At 57.9% G+C, this 15,805-nt stretch carries 14 protein-coding genes and 3 tRNA genes; 5 read left to right on the top strand and 12 right to left on the bottom strand.

Annotated features, from left to right (window positions below; genetic code table 11):
- Positions 1 to 2: 2 nt before the first annotated feature.
- Positions 3 to 77: transfer RNA gene (locus GOW98_RS21185), tRNA-Asn, on the bottom strand.
- A gap of 350 nt (positions 78 to 427) precedes the next feature.
- Between GOW98_RS21185 and GOW98_RS21180 the strand changes: the two genes are divergently transcribed.
- Complete coding sequence (locus GOW98_RS21180) at positions 428 to 1,363, top strand: Hint domain-containing protein (RefSeq protein WP_170335785.1); 936 nt, start codon at positions 428 to 430, stop codon at positions 1,361 to 1,363.
- Between the two features lie 515 nt (positions 1,364 to 1,878).
- Here GOW98_RS21180 and GOW98_RS21175 read toward each other — a convergent pair.
- Positions 1,879 to 1,953: transfer RNA gene (locus GOW98_RS21175), tRNA-Asn, on the bottom strand.
- A gap of 77 nt (positions 1,954 to 2,030) precedes the next feature.
- Complete coding sequence (locus tag GOW98_RS21170; protein ID WP_170335783.1) at positions 2,031 to 2,945, bottom strand: MBL fold metallo-hydrolase; 915 nt, start codon at positions 2,943 to 2,945, stop codon at positions 2,031 to 2,033.
- Positions 2,946 to 2,989: 44 nt separating this feature from the next.
- On the opposite strand from GOW98_RS21170, the gene GOW98_RS21165 reads away from it, so the two are divergent.
- Complete coding sequence (locus tag GOW98_RS21165; RefSeq protein WP_170335781.1) at positions 2,990 to 4,309, top strand: ATP-binding protein; 1,320 nt, start codon at positions 2,990 to 2,992, stop codon at positions 4,307 to 4,309.
- 11 nt (positions 4,310 to 4,320) lie between these two features.
- On the opposite strand, the gene GOW98_RS21160 is transcribed toward GOW98_RS21165, so the two are convergent.
- The 8 genes from GOW98_RS21160 to GOW98_RS21125 form a co-directional block, all read right to left on the bottom strand.
- Complete coding sequence (locus GOW98_RS21160) at positions 4,321 to 5,247, bottom strand: 3-hydroxyacyl-CoA dehydrogenase NAD-binding domain-containing protein (protein ID WP_170335780.1); 927 nt, start codon at positions 5,245 to 5,247, stop codon at positions 4,321 to 4,323.
- Positions 5,247 to 5,987, bottom strand: coding sequence for an SDR family NAD(P)-dependent oxidoreductase (locus GOW98_RS21155; RefSeq protein ID WP_170335778.1), 741 nt, complete (start codon positions 5,985 to 5,987; stop codon positions 5,247 to 5,249). Before GOW98_RS21155 ends, GOW98_RS21160 begins: the two co-directional genes overlap by 1 nt.
- Complete coding sequence (locus GOW98_RS21150; protein ID WP_170335775.1) at positions 5,987 to 7,405, bottom strand: gamma-aminobutyraldehyde dehydrogenase; 1,419 nt, start codon at positions 7,403 to 7,405, stop codon at positions 5,987 to 5,989. The genes GOW98_RS21155 and GOW98_RS21150 overlap by 1 nt, the downstream gene beginning before the upstream one ends.
- 25 nt (positions 7,406 to 7,430) lie before the next feature.
- Positions 7,431 to 8,219, bottom strand: coding sequence for an SDR family NAD(P)-dependent oxidoreductase (locus GOW98_RS21145; RefSeq protein WP_254438102.1), 789 nt, complete (start codon positions 8,217 to 8,219; stop codon positions 7,431 to 7,433).
- Complete coding sequence (gene betC, locus GOW98_RS21140) at positions 8,219 to 9,754, bottom strand: choline-sulfatase (RefSeq protein ID WP_170335771.1); 1,536 nt, start codon at positions 9,752 to 9,754, stop codon at positions 8,219 to 8,221. Before betC ends, GOW98_RS21145 begins: the two co-directional genes overlap by 1 nt.
- A complete protein-coding gene (locus tag GOW98_RS21135; protein WP_170335769.1) occupies positions 9,751 to 10,890 on the bottom strand; it encodes an aromatic ring-hydroxylating oxygenase subunit alpha in 1,140 nt (379 codons plus the stop codon). Before GOW98_RS21135 ends, betC begins: the two co-directional genes overlap by 4 nt.
- Before the next feature lie 131 nt (positions 10,891 to 11,021).
- A complete protein-coding gene (locus GOW98_RS21130; RefSeq protein ID WP_170335766.1) occupies positions 11,022 to 12,038 on the bottom strand; it encodes a GlxA family transcriptional regulator in 1,017 nt (338 codons plus the stop codon).
- A 117-nt stretch (positions 12,039 to 12,155) separates the two neighbouring features.
- Positions 12,156 to 12,232 (bottom strand) — tRNA-Ile (locus GOW98_RS21125).
- Positions 12,233 to 12,339: 107 nt separating this feature from the next.
- Between GOW98_RS21125 and purM the strand changes: the two genes are divergently transcribed.
- From purM to rnd, 3 genes are all read left to right on the top strand, one after another.
- Positions 12,340 to 13,386, top strand: coding sequence for a phosphoribosylformylglycinamidine cyclo-ligase (gene purM, locus GOW98_RS21120; RefSeq protein WP_170335764.1), 1,047 nt, complete (start codon positions 12,340 to 12,342; stop codon positions 13,384 to 13,386).
- Positions 13,383 to 13,979: a phosphoribosylglycinamide formyltransferase gene (purN, locus tag GOW98_RS21115; protein WP_170335762.1), complete on the top strand. Its 597-nt coding sequence runs from the start codon at positions 13,383 to 13,385 to the stop codon at positions 13,977 to 13,979. Before purM ends, purN begins: the two co-directional genes overlap by 4 nt.
- Positions 13,980 to 14,090: 111 nt before the next feature.
- Positions 14,091 to 15,248 carry a ribonuclease D gene (gene rnd, locus GOW98_RS21110; RefSeq protein WP_170335760.1) on the top strand — a complete coding sequence of 386 codons (1,158 nt, stop codon included), beginning with the start codon at positions 14,091 to 14,093 and terminating at the stop codon, positions 15,246 to 15,248.
- Between the two features lie 6 nt (positions 15,249 to 15,254).
- On the opposite strand, the gene GOW98_RS21105 is transcribed toward rnd, so the two are convergent.
- A complete protein-coding gene (locus GOW98_RS21105) occupies positions 15,255 to 15,782 on the bottom strand; it encodes a hypothetical protein (RefSeq protein WP_170335758.1) in 528 nt (175 codons plus the stop codon).
- Between the last annotated feature and the right edge of the window lie 23 nt (positions 15,783 to 15,805).

The raw sequence follows: 15,805 nt of genomic DNA, 5'->3' as shown, positions 1-15,805 counted from the left end.
TTTGGCTCCGGCGGTAGGGATCGAACCTACGACCAATTGATTAACAGTCAACTGCTCTACCGCTGAGCTACGCCGGAACTGAGGGAGCGTGTATCAACAGTCAAAGTGGAGGTCTAGATGCAAAAAGCTTTTTTGGTGGGTAAAGTTCACGGCCTCACATCTGATTCAGCAGCGCCTCAAAGCGGACCTTCCTATACAGCACAGCCAACGGCTTCTTTGAGCCCAAAGCGGTCGGTGCGAGACTGAAGATCTGGTGCCGCAGTATGCTTCCGGTTTGATCCGCGAGCTTCCCAAAGAAATATGAGCAGCGGTTGGGCACAAAACAATTCACCGAGCAGAAGTGTCGCTGGCCTTCGGAAACTTGATATGAGAGCTAAAAGATATATCATTCAAACATCAATATATCCTGCTTGGTGAGAGCGTTTAATTGGCGTCCTTAGACTTCACATCTTCATTTATTTACGACGAGGCCGGAAACAGCTCGAACTACAAGCAGGGTTCTTTTGACTCAACAGACGGAGTTCTCACCGATAGCAACGCAAACGATGTCTTCGAGTTCGGGGAGCCAATCCTTGAAAACGGAGTTACTATTGGCGCTTTCAATGGCACATACACAAACGGCACTAGCACTTGGATAGTGGTAGAGACCATTCCAAGTACTGGGCCCAGTACAGGTCAATGGAAGGTTTTCACTCCTGAAGGAGTAGTGGACGTTCCGCCGGATACAATCAAGGAAGGTGACCTTGACCGGGGCGATTACATCATACCGTGCTTTGTATCGGGAACGCTTATTCAAACCGACACAAAAAAACGGCCAATTGAGGTTCTACAAGCAGGTGATTTGGTCCAAACAATGGATCACGGTTTTCAACCAATTCGATGGATCGGTTCGCGAAAACTCACTGCCGTTGATCTGAGGTTGAATCCAAAACTACGGCCGATTTGCATTCGAGCGGGCGCATTGGGCAAGAACGAACCGTCAAGAGATCTGGTGGTGTCCCCACAGCATCGCATGTTAATTTGTGGATGGCGGGCAGAACTCTTTTTCGGTCAGCAATGTGTTCTTGCAGCAGCAAAGCACCTTGTGAATTGCGATACGATCTATCAGTACCCCGCGACCGAAGTAGAATATTTTCACATATTGTTTGAAGAACACGAGATCATCTTAGCCGAAGATGCACTTTCGGAGAGTTTCCACCCTGGGCACTACGTGATCAATAGGCTGGAAAAGGACACACGGGGCGAGATTTTAGAGATTTTTCCGGAGTTGCGAAACAAAGTTGGAGATTACGGTCCGACAGCGCGGCCATCGCTCAAGCGATTTGAGTGCACGCTATTACAAGCTGTGAGAAATCTAGAGTAGTAACTCTCAAGGAATCCAACTTTCCAATTGTGACGCTAACTGTCTCAGCTGCAATCATAGCTAGGATCATTGCTCGTTGATAATCTGATGTTGTGAAGGCGGCGACCCAGATTGCCGCCGGAGATCGTCAAGTTAAGCGGCCTCGGGCCACTCCCAAACTAGTCCCAGAGTTTGCCATTTTATGCAGGAGGTTTTGGTAAGCATGGTCGGCTTTGTCCCGCATAGCAGCCCCTCGGTCGGGCGGCAGTAAACGACCACTTTATCTCGATTTCGGACGTTCGCGAAAGGTGCTGTAAAATAAGCTTAGGGGTAGTCTACGTTCAATTGATCTACCGTTTTGGTCCGCCTTGAAGTCTATCGATAACAGATAATTGCTGGCTGGGTGGTTGCTTTTCTGGGAGCTGTTATCACTTCATTGCTGCCTCATTCGTGGCAACAAACTAGCAGCATGGACCTACATTCCTTCATTTGAATGTGAGGTTTTCAACTAGATATTTGATTTAGTCTGTGAAATTTGGCTCCGGCGGTAGGGATCGAACCTACGACCAATTGATTAACAGTCAACTGCTCTACCGCTGAGCTACGCCGGAACTGAGGGGCGTATAACAATCCCAATTTTCGCCGTCCAGAGGAGAATGTGACGTTTTCATAAAAAAGTTCGACGGACTCAGTTCTGTCTATAAAAGTGGGCCGAGGAGGATAAAATCTCATCGGTTGCCACTAAGGATTTACCAACCAGATCAATCAGATGCGCTAAAACGTTTCTTTCTGCAGCGGGTAGAAGCGCAGTTGGGGTATCTACATAAATGCGTTCAGCCAGATCTCTGGCTGTTCCGGGTTGGTCCTCCAGCTTTGCCAGAATCTGCGCTTCACGTGTCAGGCGGTGTTTAATCAGCCACTCCAGCCGTTCGGCGGGGTTGGGAATCGGCGCACCGTGTCCTGAGTGAAAAACTGCCCAGTCGCGCGCGGCCAGGCGATGGCAGGCGGCCATGAAATCCGTCAGGTCTCCGTCCGGGGGTGAAACCAGCGAACTTGCCCATCCCATGACGTGATCGCCGGTGAAACAAACCTCGCCCCAGCCCAAAGCGATGTGATTGCCAAGATGTCCGGGGGTGTGAATCACTTCAAGCTGCCAGCTACCGCCGTCAATTATCGCACCGTCGGGTAGTTCAATATCCGGACGAAATGCGGTGTCGATGCCTTCGCCACCACCCACCAATCCGCCTTGCGCCAGTTCGGTCATCACCGCGCTGCGCCCCGCTTCGGGGCCACCAAAAGCCAAGACAGGTGCGCCTGTACGCTCGGCTAGAGGGCGCGCTAAAGGAGAATGGTCCAGATGGCTGTGCGTGACGATAATATGACTGATGCGCTGGTTTGGTTGGACTGCGTCCAGAATCGCCTCCAGATGCACGCCATTAAGCGGCCCTGGATCAATGACAGCCAGATCATCGGTTCCCAACAGGTAAGTATTTGTGCCGCGATATGTCATGGGCGAAGGATTCGGGGCCAGAATACGACGCAGATCCGGTTGTAGCTCAATGGCGGGACCGGCGGGCGGGTTGAAATCGTCAGGAGCCTGCATTCTGTGCTCTTTCTCTTGTCGTAACAGCCCGTTAGGTTTAGCGCATGTCGACGCAATGGCTCAAACCCTATATGCCGCGCAGCCTTTATGCCCGTGCTGCGCTGATACTGGTTCTACCAGTCGTCGTCCTGTTGTTGGTGGTTGGTGTCGCGTTCCTGCAGAAACATTTGGAGGACGTTACCGCGCAAATGACGCGGGCGGCGTCACGCGAAGTAATGCTTGTGGTTGATGCTGTGAACGCAACTGAAACGCAACAACAGGCGCTGACGGCGGTTCAACCTGATTTGCAGGCACTGGAAATGACGGCGCGGTTTCTCGGTGTACACGAAGAGCCCGTGATCGGGCACCGCCGCTGGTACGATTTCATCGCGCCGCAGGTCGAAAACGATCTGCAGGCTCAGTTACCGGACTTGGAAACAGTGGCATTACCCAGCGGACAAGAGGCCCGTGTTTACATGCAGACTGACCTGGGCATGTTGCAGTTGACATTTGATCGCCGCCGACTGTCGCCGGTAGCTCCGCATCAGTTGATCGTGACGATGCTTTTTTTCGCGGTCATAATGACCACTATTTCGTTTCTCTACATGCGCAATCAATTGCGTCCGATCACCCGTTTGGCCGAGGCGGCGCAGGCCTTTGGGCGGGGCCGGGTAGTGCCGTATTCGCCGGGCGGGGCCATTGAGGTGCGTGCGGCGGGTAGCGCCTTTCTGGACATGCGCGCCCGGATTGAGCGCCAGATGGAGCAGCGCACAATGATGTTGTCGGGGGTGAGCCACGATCTCAGAACCCCTTTGACGCGCCTGAAGTTGGGCCTTTCGATGCTGCCCGAGGATGAAGCCGCGCCCCTGCAACAAGACGTTGACGAGATGCAGTTGCTGTTGGACGCTTTCCTTGAATTCTCGCGAGGTGCGGCCGAAGGAGCCCCGGAAACCGTTGAGCCTAAGGCTTTGCTGCAACAGATAGTCAAGGATGCGCGTCGAGCCGGGTATGAGGCCGATTTGATCTCGGTTGAAGGCGAGGGGACGGCCATGCTTCGGCCCACCGCCATTCGGCGCGCGGTGGAGAATCTGATCGGAAACGCGGTGCGATACGGCAAGCGTGCTGATGTCAGCCTGTCGATCACGCCCAAATCCGTTCGTTTTCGGGTCGAGGATGACGGGCCGGGCATTCCACCGGAACAACGATCCGAGGCGGTGAAACCCTTTTCGCGCCTCGATCCGGCGCGCAATCAGAATCAGGGCACCGGTGTCGGGCTGGGCCTTGCCATCGTTTCGGATATCGCGCGCGCGCACGGCGGTGTGCTGCGACTGAGCAAGAGCGAGCGTCTGGGTGGGCTCTGCGCGGATATCATCATCGGGCGCTGATGCTGCGGCGATTACCGCAATCCTGCAACCGACTTTTGCATGGCGACAATCAGGGCGTCCCGCGACCGGGCCAGTTCGGCCGGGGATTTTCCTGCGGCTTCGGCCTCGACCCCCTGCGTAAGAACGCGGGTGACCTCGTCGGTCAGATGAACCTGGCCCAGATCGTCCCACCAGCCGTTGAATGTGTCCGTAAAATGGTCGCAGAAAGCCTGCAGCCCGCCTTCACCTGCGCCAAGGTTAAACAGCATGGTCGGTCCCATGGCCGCCCAGCGCAGGCCGGGTCCGGCCCAGACGGCCTTGTCCACATCCTCGACTGAGGCGACGCCCGAAACAACGAGGCTGATCGCCTCGCGCCAGATCGCGGCCTGAAGGCGGTTGGCGACATGGCCCGGGACCTCTTTGTGCAGGCGGATCGTTGTTTTGCCAACCGCCTGATAGAAACGTTCAGCCGCGTCAACTACGCCATCGGCGGTGCGCGCGTTGCCCAGAACCTCGACCAGAGGGATCAGGTGCGGAGGGTTGAACGGGTGGCCCAGAACGAACCGCGCAGGGTCGTTCCACCCCGGCTGCATCTGGCTGAGGGTCAGCCCCGAGGCAGAGCTGGCAACAATGGCATCGGGGGCTAAAGCTGGCTCAATCTCGGCAAAGGTGGCGTGTTTGATCGGCAGGCGTTCGGGGACGTTTTCCTGCACGAAGGCCGCTCCTTCGACCGCTTGGGCCGCGCTGCTGTGAAACGTGATGGCGTCGGGGGCGCCCTGCGCGGTCAGCCCGAGCTCGGTCATCGTGGGCCAAGCGGTTTCGATATAAGCCCGCACCTTACCTTCAACGTCCGGGTCTGGATCGAACACTGCCACCGAACGCCCCGAGGCGAGAAACAGTGCTGCCCAACTGGCACCAATGGTGCCGCCGCCTAGGCAGGCGGTGTGTGAGAACTCCATCAGAATAACCCCGGACTGAGAGGAGAGGCCGCCGTCAGGCCGCCATCCACGGTGAACAATTGACCGGTGGCAAATCCGGCCTCGTCCGAAGCCAGCCAGACCGCCATGCTGGCGATATCCTCGGGTCTTCCAAAGCGGCGCGTGGCGTGGCGGGCCAGAGCGTCCTGCCGCGCGGCCTTGGGGTCGGTTGCCAGATCGAAACCGGCGTCCAGCATTCCCGTTTCGATCCAGCCGGGGCAGATCGCGTTGCAGCGAATTTGTGGGCCATGATCCACCGCAATCGACCGGGTCAACCCATGTAAAAACGCCTTTGACGCGTTGTACAACGCCATCGAAGGGTCGGCGACCTGACCCGAGATTGAGCCGATATTGATGATTGATCCGCCTTCGGGCATCCTTGGGATGTAGGCGCGGCACATGTTGAAAACGCCCCGGCAATTGGTGCCGATCACCGCGTCCCAATCGGCGTCGGTGCTGTCGGCCACCGTCTTTTCAACCTGAACGCCTGCGTTGTTAACCAGAATGTCTGTCCCGTCGGTCGCAATCGCCAGTTCCTCGACAGCGGCGGCGTCGGTGACATCCAGCGGAAACCAAATCACGCTGTCCGTCAGCCCATCCGGGCGTGGGCCCCGCCCGCAGGTCGTGACGGTTGCACCTTCGCGCAGGAAGGCCTCGGCAATACCGCGCCCGATACCTTGGCGGCCACCGGTCACCAGTGCTCGTTTCCCAGCCAATCGCATCAGTGTGCCACCATCACATGCCGCACTGAGGTATAGGCATCCAGCGCATAGACCGACATGTCACAGCCGGTGCCGGAACCCTTCATTGCGGCCCAAGGCATTTCCGCTGCAGGCATCCCATGCGTGTTCACCCAGGTCATCCCATACCGTAGCTGAGCGGTCATTTTCATCGCGGTCGAGATGTCTTTTGTCCAGACCGACGAGGCCAGACCATAGCGTCCGGCATTGGCGATCCTCAGGGCGTCTTCGGCTTCGGAGAAACGCGACAAGGTGACGACCGGGCCAAAGATTTCACTGCACGCGATCTCGGCATCGTTGTCGACATTGGCCACAACGGTCGGCTGGTAGAAAAATCCTGGACCATCTTCGATCTGTCCGCCTACGGCGATCTCACAACTGATACGTGCGCGGTCGACGAAGCCTGAGACGCGATCCCTTTGGGGGGCCGATACGATAGGGCCCATTTCGGCGCCCTCGGCCCTGGGCGCGCCGATCCTGATCTGGCTGACCTGATCCGAGACGGCGGTAACAAGCTTGTCGTACACACCGTCTTGCACCATCACCCGGCAGGGCTGGGCGCAGTCCTGACCCGCATTGAAAAATGATCCGTAGCGGATTGTTTCCGCCACCGCCTCGATGTCTGCATCGTTGAAAACGATAACCGGGGCTTTGCCTCCAAGCTCCAGATGCACGTGGCGAATCTGGTTCGAGGCCGCCCGCATCGCTGCCATCCCGGTGGCGGGCGAGCCGGTGATCGAAATCCCCTCGATCCGCGGGTCGTTGATCAGTGTGTCGCCAACCGAGGCACCTTGGCCATGCACCACATTCAGCACGCCCTTGGGCAGCACATCGGCCAGCAGTTCCGCCAGCCGCAACGTCGCCAGAGGTGTGATCTCGGAAGGTTTCATCACGATGGTGCAGCCCGCCGCCAACGGGGCTGCGATCTTCCATGCCGCCATCATCAGCGGATAGTTCCACGGTGCAATTGAGGCGACAGGCCCAATTGGATCTTTGCGGATCATCGAGGTATGGCCCGCCGCGTATTCCCCGGCGACCGATCCGGTCATGGTACGCGCGGCACCAGCCATGAAACGGAACGTGTCGATGGTCAGCGGCATTTCCTCATCCTGGGCCATGGGCCAGGGTTTGCCGACGTCCAGCGTCTCCAGTTCGGCCAGTTCCTCGATGTTGTCTTCGATCACTTCGGCAATTGCGTTGAGATACACGGCCCGTTCAGAGGGCGTGCTCAGGCGATAGGTTTCAAACGCCTCATGCGCCGCGCGCGTCGCAGCCTCGACCTGTTCAGGCGTGGCTTCGGGCATCTGCGCTACGGTTTCACCCGTGGCCGGGTCCAAAACCGGCAGTGCCTCGCCATTGCCGGCGACCATCTCTCCTTTGATCAGCATCTTTGTCTGCATGTCTTCCCCCGTCGGCCCGGAATTCTCACAGCTTCATCTGCTGAACCTGCGCGCTCAGCCCGCCGTCCAGAACCCATAGCTGCCCGCTGGCATACCGCGCCTCGTCCGAGGCTAGCCAGTTGACCAGATTGGCGATGTCGTCCGGCGTTCCATAGGTGCGCATCGGGTGCACATCGCGCACGGCCTGCTGCAACTGATCGATAGTTTTACCGCCACCGCCTGAGCCATCACCGGTGAAAAAGCTCTGCAACATAGGGGTGTCGACATAGCCGGGGCAGATGGCGTTCACGCGGATACCTTCGGGACCATGATCGCAGGCCATCGCTTTGGTCAGCGCATGAACCGCGCCTTTTGTGGCGCAATAAGTGGCGAGACCGGGATCTGCGATAAACCCGTCATAGCTGCCGAAATTGATGATCGACGCCGTGCTGTTGTTCGCTGCCTTCCGCATCAGCGGCAGCGCATGTTTCGAGGTCAGAAAGGTGCCGGTGACGTTGACCGCGAAGCACAGGTTCCATTCCTCTAGTGTTGTTTCCTCGATGGTCTTTTCGATCTCTATCCCTGCGGCGTTGACCAGAATGTCCAACCGGCCCGTGTCCTGTGCGACTTGTTCCATAGCCGCAATGGCGTCCGCTTCCTGTGTCACGTTCAGTTTGACAAAGATGCTGCCGTCGTCGTCATGCGCGGCCAGAGACCCTTCGGGGGTCAGGTCGGCGGCATAGACCCGCGCTCCCTCGCGCAGAAACCGGGCCACGATAGCGCGCCCAATCCCTCCTCGCCCGCCGGTTACAAGCGCGGTTTTGCCTTTCAGCATCATTCGTTGACTTCCTTCAATGGTGGATAGCGATAGCGTTTGGCCGCAACAGTCCAGTCCACGTGATTGCGCACATAGTCCTGAGAGGCATCACGTGGCGGGTTGTAGTCCCAGCTTTCCCCCGGATTGGCCTCCATTGCGACATGCAGGGCGCGGCGGGATTTTTGCGTCGCGATGATGTCCGAGCGTAGCTTCTCACTGTCCCAGCGCTGTGAAACGCGGGTCGCGAAGTGTGAGGCATGATCCGCGTAGTCTGGGTCCGTCGCGCGGTTCCTTTTTTCCAGTGGATCAATGGACAGATCATACAGCTGGGGCGGGTCAGGGTCGCAGTGGATGTATTTCAATGGCCCGCTGCGGATCATGAAGACAGGGTAGGGTGTCATCTCAGCGCAATACTCGCCAATGGCTTCGTCCACAGGATCAACCTCTCCGCGCGCCAACGGCATCAGAGAGCGGCCGTCCACGGGTTCTCCGAACATCGCCTTGCTGCCCCCAGCGATTTCCACGAATGTCGGCAACAGATCGAGCAGTGAGCAGGCGTTTGATGCGGCGCCGTGTGCGACGCCAGGTCCAGTCATGATCAGCGGCACGCGGGCGGAGTGCTCAAAGAAGTTCATCTTGTACCACAGCCCACGCTCGCCTAGCATGTCGCCATGATCGGCGGTGACGATGACGATGGTGTTGTCCAGCTCTCCGATCTCATCAAGGGTTTTGACCATCGCGCCCAGTTTTCTGTCGAAGTAACTGACATTGGCCAGATAGGCGCGGCGGGCGCGGCGGACCTCCTGTTCGGTCAGAGGGACATAACTTGCCTCGATCCCGTCCATCACGCGGCGCGAGAACGGGTCCTGTTCCTCGGGCGTCAGGGTGAATTCTGGCATCGGAACGTCGTCGTCCGAATAAAGGTTCCACCATTCCGGTTTGGCGACATACGGATCATGCGGGTGAATGAAACTGGCGACCAGACAGAACGGAGCCTCATCGCCCGCAGCCCGGTCGCGCCCACGGTCAATCAGCCAGCGGCGGGTAGCAAATTCGACCTCATCATCGTAATCGGTCTGGAAGGTGGCGATGGCCTCGCCGCTTTCCTTGACCGTCTGCATGTTGTGATACCACTTGTCGATGCGCTCGTCCGGGGCCTCCCAATCTGGGGTCCAGGCGAAGTCCGAAGGGTAGATGTCTGTGGTCACCCGGTCCTGAAACCCGTGTTTCTGGTCGGGGCCGATGAAATGCATCTTGCCCGACAGGCAGGTGCGGTAACCCAAGGCCTGCAGGTAATGCGCAAAAGTGGGCACCGAGGCGCGAAACTCGCTTGCATTGTCATAGGCTGCGATCCGACTGATCAATTGCCCGGACATGAAGGCAAAGCGCGAGGGTGCGCAGAGCGGCGAATTGCAATACGCTGCATCAAACCGCATCCCGCGCGCGGCCAGTGCGTCCATGTGGGGCGTTTTCACCGTTGGATGGCCGTAAGCACCGCAGAAATGCGGCGCCAGTTGGTCAGCCATGACCACAACGATATTCGGCCGCCTCACGGCGCTGCCTGCGCGTAGGCGTCCAGCACCAGCCCGTGGAAGTGATGCACCGCGTGTTCGGATTTGCCCGAGCCGTTCGGGTCATGCACGATGCGGCCTTGCGTAAAAGCAGGTGTACTCATGCCACGCTGCACGCTTTCGACGATGTCGATATCCTCGCGCTGCAGCACCTCGTCGAGATAGCGGATCGCTTCCAGTTCTGCCTCGTCCGGTTCAGGGGTTTCTAGGAAGAAATCATAAGTCTCCAGAGTCCGGTCTGGTCCAATTGGGATGATGTTCAGCACGATCATCGACGACCGCCCCGGATAACGCATCAGGCAGGTTGTGGGCCACAGCCACCACACGGCATGGGTTCGCACGGTCGCGTTCGACACGTCATAGGCGGTGTTCGCGCCTTTGCCTGCCTCGGCCATGTGGCTGGAATAGATGCCATAGGTGGTCACTTTGTAGGTATCCATGTCGACCAGATCGCAGAAGTCCTTATGGGCGGTCGGGCAGTGGTAGCATTCGAGGAAATTGTCGACGACGTTCTTCCAGTTCGACTTGATGTCATAGGTCAAGCGGTGGCCAAAGGTCAGGTTTTCGATGTCTGGTGCCCAGTGGCGAATCTCAGTCTCCAGATTGCCGGAAAGTTCTCGCAGAGGCCGCGCGTCCGGATCAAGATTGACATAAATGAAGCCCGCGAACTCCTCCACCTGCACCTGATCCAGGCAGATCTCCTTGGTGCTGAAGTTGGTCAGGCTTTCAGTCTCCGGCGCGCGAACCAACTGGCCGTCCAGCTTGTAGACCCAGGCGTGGTAGGGGCACATGATGCGAGTTGTTTCGCCCTCGCCAGACAACAGGTGATGGGCGCGGTGTTTGCAGACGTTGTAGAAGGCGCGCAGCGCGCCTTCGCGGTCGCGCACCACTGCAATCGGGCGGTTGGCAATCTCTACCGTCACATAAGACCCGGGCGCGCGGAGCTTTTCGACATGGCACACCCATTGCCACGTTTTGGCGAGTATTCCGTTCAAATCCACCTGATGCCACGCCGGATCTACATAGGCCTCGGCCTTCAGGGATTGGGTGTTGGACGGGTCAGGGCTGAACCCGTCGGAAATCCGGTCGAATTGCTCTTTGGAGGGTAGCGCGCTCATTTCGGGGCTCCACATGACGCGTCCGGGTTTGGCCCGGAGTGTTGGCTTGCTGGAGGTATGATCCCCGGAAACGTGCTGAGACGCTAAACTTTTTACGCCAGCAGTTTAACTATTTGCGCCATGCAGTAGGCTCACGTTTTTGGTTTCCGATGCATTGGCCAGGCGCGGTATTCGAACGGCACGCGGCCCTCTGTCCGGTCCTGACTAGGCGGTAATCCGAAGCGATCCTTGTAGGACCGGCTGAAATGAACCTGACTGGCAAACCCCGACGCGATAGCGACCTCAGCAATTGGTAGATCGGTCTGCGTGACTAAACCACGGGCGCGATCTAGCCGGATGTCGCGATAATAGAGAGCAGGGGTTTTCTTGATGTAAATTGCGAATAGCCGGTCGAGTTGACGATGTGAGATCCCGACGTGTTGGCAGATTTCAGGGATGGGCAAGGGGTTTTCCAGATGGGCTTCCATTACCTGAATGGCCGTTTTCAAAGTGGCCGGTACCAAAGTTCCCAGCGGTTCACTGCCTTCGGGTTGCTGCATTGAGACGGGCCCGCGGAGGCGGTCATGGAAGATATACCGCGCTGCCGCATTGGCCAGCGCGCTGCCATGTATTCCCTGCAATATCTGCAGCGCAAAATCTACCGAGGCCTCGCCACCGCAACAGGTGATTCGGTTGCCATCCAGCGCATAGAGGTTCTCGACCACTTCGATATCCGGATAAAGCTCCTGAAAGGCGTCGATATGTTCATAGTGAACAGTCGCGCGCCGACCTTTCAGCAATCCAGCCTGCGCCAGTACAAACGCGCCTGTGTCCAAGGCACCTAATGTCGCGCCTGATCGTGCCCATTGGCGCAACGTACCGCCCAGCCTGTCGGTCAGGTGTTTTTCGGGATTCCAACTGGTCGAGACGATTGCGATGTCGGGCCGCTCGGGGCTGAGGTCAGTCAGCGCCTTGGTCTCAATTCCTGCACCGTTGCTGGATATACAGAGACCACCAGATTCAGATACGAACTCCCATTTGAAATAGGCGCGGCCATCCAAGTAGTTGGCGGCCCGAAACGGATCGATAAAGCCCATAGTAGCCGACATGTTGAAGCTGGGCGCAACGATCACGGCTATGCGGGTTGTGGGCCGGATCGTCTCAACCATGTCCTGTTGCCCTTGTTTGCATTTCCTTCAGATCAAAAAGGAAAGCGATTTGGGGAGATGACGCAAGCACCGAAGCGATTTCGCGGATCGGTAAGACCGTCACAAAAGGCGAGGATTTGGTAGGCCCGGCAGGACTTGAACCCGCAACCAAAGCGTTATGAGCGCTCTGCTCTAACCAATTGAGCTACAGGCCCGCCTGAGCGCTTTGAGTACCACGGTGAACGCCCGCGTCAAGCCTGACCGTTGCAACAAGGCGCACAATCGACTAACCCGCGCGGGAACCATTCATGAGGGGCTGGCCATGACGACGGGCAAGAACGGAATCACCTATGCCGATGCGGGTGTTGATATTGATGCGGGAAACGCTCTGGTCGACCGGATCAAGCCTGCGGCCAAGCGAACCAACCGCTCGGGCGTGATGAGCGGGCTGGGCGGATTTGGTGCCCTGTTCGATCTGAAAGATGCCGGGTATCAGGATCCGATTCTGGTGGGCGCGACTGATGGCGTGGGCACCAAACTGCGGATCGCCATTGATACCGGTGTAGTGGACGGTGTGGGCATTGATCTGGTGGCGATGTGTGTCAATGACCTGATCTGTCAGGGCGCCGAACCGCTGTTCTTTTTGGATTATTTTGCCACCGGCAAGCTGGATACCGACACCGCAGCGCGGATCATCGAAGGCATTGCCGAGGGCTGTGTGCAGTCCGGCTGCGCCCTGATCGGTGGTGAAACCGCCGAGATGCCCGGCATGTACCCCGATGGTGATTTTGATCTGGCCGGGTTCTCTGTTGGCGCAATGGAACGTGGCGCGCATCTGCCTGCAGACGTCCAGCAGGGTGATGTTCTGCTGGGGCTGGCTTCGAACGGGGTGCATTCCAACGGCTATTCGCTGGTGCGCAAACTGGTTGAGATTTCGGGTCTTGGCTGGGATGCGGCGTCTCCGTTTAGCGACGGTTCTTTGGGCGAGGCGTTGCTGACCCCGACTCGGTTGTACGTCAAACCTGCACTGCAGGCGATCCGGGCAGGGGGCGTGCATGCGCTGGCCCACATCACTGGCGGCGGCTTGACGGAAAACCTGCCGCGCGTACTGCCCGAGGGGCTGGGCGCCGAGATCGACCTGAATGCCTGGGACCTGCCGCCCGTATTCCGCTGGATGGCTGAAACCGGTGGGATTGCCGAGGCCGAGATGTTGAAGACTTTCAACTGTGGCATCGGCATGATTGTTGTCTGCGCCGAAGACCGCGCCGACGAACTGGGCGCACTGCTGTCTGAGGCTGGTGAGACGGTTTCACGTCTTGGTACCGTCACTGACGCCCCCGTTATGGCCTATTCGGGCCAGCTGCTGTGAGCCACAAGCGCGTCGCGATTTTGATTTCGGGCGGTGGGTCCAACATGGTGTCGCTGGTCGACAGCATGGTCGGAGACCACCCGGCGCGTCCCTGCTTGGTTCTGTCGAATGACGCTGAGGCGGGTGGGTTAAAAAAGGCCGCCGCGCGCGGCATTCCGACGGCCTCGGTGGACCATCGCCCGTTTAAGGGCGACCGTGCGGCGTTTGAAGCTGAATTGCTGAAACCACTGGAACGGGCGCAACCGGATATCGTCTGCCTTGCCGGATTCATGCGGGTTCTGACCGGCGAGTTCGTTTCACATTTTCAGGGGCGGATGCTGAACATCCACCCTTCGCTTTTACCGAAATACAAAGGCCTCAACACCCACGCCCGCGCTATCGAGGCCGGGGATGCGGAACACGGATGTTCTGTTCATGAGGTGACGGCGGCGCTGGATGATGGCCCGATCCTTGGACAGGCGCGCGTGAACATCGAACCCGGTGATACGCCGGAAGAACTGGCCGCGCGCGTATTGGTGTGGGAGCATAAACTATACCCCGCAGTGTTGCGCCGTTACGCCAATGGTGATCGGACTCCAGTGCTGCTGCCCTGATCCTCGCAGGGTGATTTACACACGCGTCATATTCGGCCTATGGTCCGCATTACGGCTAGGTACGGAACCTACGAACAGCCGAAGAAAACAAGAGCAAGAATAGCACCGCGCATGAAAACCCTGACAACGACGCAAGAGCTGGCCGATTTCTGCAAGGCCGCGGCGGAATACGACTATGTCACCGTAGATACTGAGTTTCTGCGTGAACGAACTTATTATTCTAAGCTTTGCCTGGTGCAACTTGCAGTTCCGTCCGAAGGTGAAGACAGCGCGGTTTTAGTCGATCCTCTGGCCGATGGCTTGTCTTTGGACCCTTTGTATGAGTTGTTCGGCAACGAAAACGTGGTCAAAGTGTTCCACGCCGCCCGTCAGGATTTAGAGATTTTCTGGGTCGAGGCAGGTGTATTTCCTAATCCGCTGTTCGACACACAAGTCGCTGCGATGGTTTGTGGGTTTGGCGAACAAGTGGGGTATGAAACGCTGGTGCGCAAAATTTGTAAGCAGGGTGTCGACAAGACCTCGCGCTTTACCGACTGGTCCCGGCGGCCATTATCCGACGCGCAAAAGACCTATGCGTTGGCCGATGTGACCCATCTGCGCCAGATCTACGAACATCTTGCTGCACAGCTGAAAAAGTCACAGCGCAGCCATTGGGTCGCTGAAGAACTGCAGATTCTGACCCAACCGACGACGTATGACGTTCGCCCCGAGGATGCGTGGAAGCGGGTAAAGACCCGGACGAATTCCGCCAAATTCCTGGCCGTGGTGCGCGAACTGGCGCAGTTCCGCGAGGCCTATGCGCAGGAAAACAATGTCCCGCGAAGCCGGGTGTTCAAGGATGACGCGCTGATCGAATTGGCCTCGACCAAGCCCAAATCGCCGTCCGATCTGGGTGGCTCGCGCCTGCTTTTGCGCGAGGCGCGGAAGGGCGCGATTGCTGAGGGCATTCTGACCGCCGTGAAGAAAGGCGTGAACTGCCCGGCGGACCAGTTGCCGCGCGTTGATAACAGTCGTGACAAGCTGAAGGTAAATCCAGCGTTGGCGGATTTGTTGCGCGTGCTGCTTAAATCTAAAACCGAAAGCTCGGGCGTCGCGGCAAAGTTGATCGCCACAAGTTCGGAACTGGATCAAATCGCTGCGGGTGAGCGGGAACTTCCTGCAATGTCGGGTTGGCGCTTTGAGGTGTTCGGCGAGGACGCACTGAAACTGTGCGAAGGTAAAATTGCACTGGCCGCTAAGGGTCAGAGCGTCAAGGTTGTATCCCTATAAGCGCGGTTAGCGGCGCCGGGATTCCAGTGCGTTCTGTTGCCCCACGACCCGAACCAGTCGGGTGTTCTTCAGATCTTTCCGGCTGACGTTGATGGCATCAGAAACCATGCGTGAACGCTCGGTTCCCTGATTGGTTGGCTTTTCGGGATAGTCTACGCGGAACGTGAATTCCAGAACGCCGTTTTTTTGGTTCTCTTCGCTGTCCACTCGTACGAGCCGAGCGTTATAGGCCCCTTGCCGGGCGGCCGTACCGGCGGCGTAGACTATCGCCCCGTTGGCGGTCGGATCGATCCTCAGCTCATCAATTTTCGCGATTGGAACGCTTATATCCTCGGGCTCTGGGCGAGAGAACAGCCCGCCGCCTTCTCTCCTGTCCGGTACCAGAGCATCCGCATCATTTATCGCCGTTTCAGCCGGATCAACCGACGTGCTTGACCCGAACCAGTTGGACGGGTTCGCCCGAGAGTCCCTCCAACTGCTGCAGGCAGAGAGGGTCAGGGCGGCGACCAGAAGAACAGTAAACGATTTTTGCATGATGCAGACGTCCAGAGCAGTAA

The sequence above is a fragment of the Ruegeria arenilitoris genome, from assembly GCF_013032445.1.
GTDB classification, from domain to species: Bacteria; Pseudomonadota; Alphaproteobacteria; order Rhodobacterales; family Rhodobacteraceae; genus Ruegeria; species Ruegeria arenilitoris_F.
The sequence above is the reverse complement of the archived record's forward strand: the minus strand, read 5'-3'. Positions and strand labels throughout refer to the sequence as shown.